Raw genomic sequence first — 3,950 nt, 5'->3', positions numbered from 1 at the left:
GTGATGACTCAGAAGAGTTTATCCTTCTACACGAAAAAGAAGAATTTAGCTACGTTGAGTATGAGGTATTCGATGAAAACACCGCTGATTCATCTCAAACGATAGTACCAACATCAACCATCGCAGAAACTACAAAAAATAACGCATCGTTACTACCTAAAACAGGTGATAAGCAATCGCCATTGTTGCCACTTTTAGGTATCGCAGTGGTCGCCTCATCACTCGTAATGTTGAGACGCCGCAACAAAAATTAAATAAAAAAAACAGAATCGATTATATCGATTCTGTTTTTTTGCACTTATTTATAAGTAACAAGATGGTATTTTTTCTTACCTTTACGTACAAGTGTAAAACGATCACCAATACGGTCTTCTGCAGCAATGATTGCTGTTGTATCTTGTTGACGCTCACCATTGATGTAAATTGCACCATTTGTTACGTCTTCACGCGCTTGACGTTTACTTGGTTCAATTTTCAAGGCTACAAGCCAATCAACGATATTTAATTCGCTGTTTTTATCACCTTCAAACGATGGCACATCTTTAAAACCAACTTCAATTTCATCTGCTGTTAGGCCTTTAATATCGCCACTAAATAACGCTGCTGATATTTTGATTGCTTGATCTAACGCTGCTTGACTATGAACGAAGGTTGTCATTTCACTTGCTAATGTTTTTTGTGCTGCACGTAGATGTGGTTCAGTTGCTACTTTTTCAGCCAATGCTGAAATCGTTGCTTCATCCAAAAACGTGAAGTATTTCAAGTATTTAACGACATCACGGTCATCTGTATTTAACCAAAATTGATAAAATTCATACGGTGTTGTTTTTTCTGGGTTTAACCAAATTGCACCACCAGCTGTTTTACCAAATTTTGTTCCATCCGACTTCAGCATTAATGGAATTGTTAAACCAAAGGCTTTCGATTTATCGCCATGCTCTTTACGAATCAATTCAAGACCAGCCGTAATATTACCCCATTGGTCACTTCCACCAATTTGTAAACGACAGTTGTTGTGTTCGTATAGATGATTGTAATCCATTGCTTGTAATATTTGGTAGCTAAACTCTGTAAATGAAATCCCTGTTTCTAAACGATTTGCGACAATGTCTTTGCTTAACATTGTGTTCACGTTGAAACGTTTACCGATATCACGCAAGAAATCCAACACGCTTAAAGACTTCGTCCAATCATAGTTATTAACTAAAATCGCACCATTTTCACCTGAAAAATCAAATAATTTTTCTAATTGGGCACGTAATGATTCCACATTTTGATTAATTTGTTCCATCGATTGTAATTGACGCTCTTCTGCTTTACCACTTGGATCACCAATTGATCCTGTAGCGCCGCCCATTAAGAAAATTGGACGATGTCCTGCGAGTTGGAAACGTCGTAAAATCATAAATGGGATTAAATGCCCGATATGCATGCTATCTCCTGTTGGATCCATACCACAATACAATGAAATGCTTTCTTTTTCAGTTAATTCTTTCAAACCAGCTGCATCTGTTTGTTGGTATATCGCGTCGCGCCATTCTAATTCTTCAATAATATTCATTTTTTTCCATCTCCTTTTTTTCTTCATAGACACAAAAAAGCCCCTCCGCTTCTATAAGAAACGAAGGGACGATATTCACCGTGGTACCACCCTATTTTAATAACCCCAAAAGGTTACTGCTTGTATAGTTAACGGTATGACCCGTTGTACATTGCTGTACAAATGCTCCAGAGTGTAATTCAATCACCTTATATAGACTTGTTCGCAGCGACCACAAGCTCTCTCAACTAGTGATAAGGGATTTACTTCGTTCCTTCTTTGCATATATTCATGAAGTTGTTAAATACAATACTAGTGGGTAACAACCCATTTGTCAATGTTAATATCCTAAATACGGTTCTAACCTTTTTAAAACGTAAAAAAAGCGTTGGTAGCAATTAGCCACCAACACTTTATCTTATTCTTTATTTTGCTGCGTTAAATACGTCGTTTGCTTTTGACCAATCAACAACGTTGTAAAACGCTTTGATGTATTCAGGACGACGGTTTTGGTAGTTAAGGTAATAAGCATGTTCCCAAACATCAATGCCAACGACAGGTGTTTTACCATCTGTTAATGGAGAATCTTGGTTAGCTGTAGAAGTAATTTCAAGCTCACCGTTTGATAATACTAACCATGCCCAACCAGAACCAAAGCGGCCAGTTGCAGCTGCTGTGAATTTTTCTTGGAAGGCTTCGAATGAACCGAATTTAGCATCGATTGCTTCAGCTAATTCGCCAACTGGTTTTCCCCCACCGTTTGGTGAAATTGAAGTCCAGAAGAATGAATGATTGGCATGTCCGCCACCACTGTTGCGTACAGCAGCTTTGATATCTTCAGGAACGCTTGCTAAATCTGCTACCAATTCTTCAATTGATTTTGATGCTAAATCAGCATGTCCTTCCAAAGCTTTGTTAACGTTTGTTACATATGTTTGATGGTGTTTAGAATGGTGGATTTCCATTGTTTTCGCATCAATGTGTGGCTCTAGAGCCGAATATTCGTAAGGTAATTCTGGTAATGTATAAGTCATGATCTGTTTTCCCCCTTGAATCTATTTTTGTTTTATTACTCTCTCAAAGATACCACAGATAATGATGAAATTCACGCGATTGGTTTGGAATTTACTCTTTTCAATGATAGCGTTTCAAAAGAAATGCTTGCCCTATTCCACCTGCACCTGCCGCAGCAACAACAGCTTGTTCAATATTTTTTTCCGCTATAAAAGTATTAAAGGTATGCGCAACTGATATAATTCCAGAAGCAGCGTAAGGATGACCATAGGCTAAAGCACCTCCATCAGGATTCAATTGACTGTCACTCACCCCTAAAGCCTCTTGAAAAGCGACTATTTTAGTCGCATACGCTTCAACGATGTCGAATCGGTCAATGTCCTTCGCTTGTAGGTTATTTTCTTCTAAGAGCCTTTGAGTGGCTGTTATTGCTGCAACTGGTACATCATAGGGTGAAACAGTCGTTGTCGCTGTTGCAACAACTTCTAACACTGGTTGAAGATCATGCTCTAATGCAAAATTTTCAGAAACAACTGTCAATAAAGCTGCACCATCCGAAAACCTGCTACTTGTAGCTGGATTCACGCTATTTGTCTGTTTAGCTAATACTCTTTCTAACACTTTTAAATCAGCACGCTCTAAAAATTCATCTGTTTCATTATTGTAAATAGTTTTTTTGTGAACAAGACTTGCCAATGCCCGTTCATAACTCATCCTTGTTTTAGCTGTGATTAAGTCTGGCTTCATTGCAGAACGTTTTTGTTGAAGCATTGCCGTTTCTATCATATCAGGATCCCCTATTTCTTCTGGTGAAAATTGTGCGCGTGTTGGATAAGGCGATGTTGAGAGTGATTCTGTCCCACCAATTAATAACGAGTCGGCGAGGCCAGATTGAATGTAACTCATTCCCACTTTCAACGCAGTGAGCCCTGCAATACATTGGCTATCAATCGTTAAGCCAGGGCAATCCAGGCCTGCATTTAATGCTGAAAAACGGGCAACATTTCCCCCGTGCCCCACAATATTACCTAAAATCACCTCATCTACCTGTGCTAATTTAGCAACATGCTTTTGCAGCAAGGGGGTGATTAATATCCGCTCATCTAAATTACGATGAATACCGCCTTGTTTACCAATCGCCGTTCGACTGACTTCAACAATGACTACTCGGTTCATGGATACCCTCCTCTTTCATTTTTTGACGATCAATTTTGCCAGTTATCGTATGTGGTAATTCAGCTACATGTACAAATAATCGTGGGCGTTCATGTGCCTTAAGCTGATGTCGACACAATTGTCGTAATGTTTTTTTCGTTGCTCGCCCTGTGTAATACGCAACAACAATTTCGCCCCAATAGGCATCGTTTTGTCCGATGACCACAACTTCATCTAAATT

General features: G+C 38.9%; 5 protein-coding genes and 1 other annotated feature. Of the genes, 1 reads left to right on the top strand and 4 read right to left on the bottom strand.

The features are described 5' to 3' along the window. Nucleotides 1-254: LPXTG cell wall anchor domain-containing protein (locus tag IKV95_RS02675; RefSeq protein WP_287451388.1), on the top strand; the 254-nt coding region annotated here is incomplete at its 5' end. 44 nt (nucleotides 255-298) lie between these two features. Here the strand turns inward: IKV95_RS02675 and tyrS are convergent. The 4 genes from tyrS to IKV95_RS02655 all read right to left on the bottom strand — a co-directional run. After that, the gene (tyrS, locus tag IKV95_RS02670) at nucleotides 299-1,561 is read right to left on the bottom strand and encodes a tyrosine--tRNA ligase (RefSeq protein WP_069125128.1); all 1,263 of its coding nucleotides are present in this window, start codon (nucleotides 1,559-1,561) and stop codon (nucleotides 299-301) included. A gap of 61 nt (nucleotides 1,562-1,622) precedes the next feature. Next, nucleotides 1,623-1,829 (bottom strand) — a binding site (T-box leader). A 136-nt stretch (nucleotides 1,830-1,965) separates the two neighbouring features. Then, nucleotides 1,966-2,574: a superoxide dismutase gene (locus IKV95_RS02665; protein ID WP_069119270.1), complete on the bottom strand. Its 609-nt coding sequence runs from the start codon at nucleotides 2,572-2,574 to the stop codon at nucleotides 1,966-1,968. A gap of 100 nt (nucleotides 2,575-2,674) precedes the next feature. Beyond that, nucleotides 2,675-3,730 carry a thiolase family protein gene (locus tag IKV95_RS02660; RefSeq protein WP_287451387.1) on the bottom strand — a complete coding sequence of 352 codons (1,056 nt, stop codon included), beginning with the start codon at nucleotides 3,728-3,730 and terminating at the stop codon, nucleotides 2,675-2,677. Next, nucleotides 3,708-3,950, bottom strand: a 243-nt coding sequence (locus tag IKV95_RS02655) for an AMP-binding enzyme (protein WP_483296356.1), incomplete at its 5' end; no start/stop codon positions are given. The genes IKV95_RS02655 and IKV95_RS02660, both read right to left, overlap by 23 nt.

Source organism: Brochothrix sp., assembly GCF_017549435.1.
GTDB lineage: Bacteria > Bacillota > Bacilli > Lactobacillales > Listeriaceae > Brochothrix > Brochothrix thermosphacta.
The sequence above is the reverse complement of the archived record's forward strand: the minus strand, read 5'-3'. Positions and strand labels throughout refer to the sequence as shown.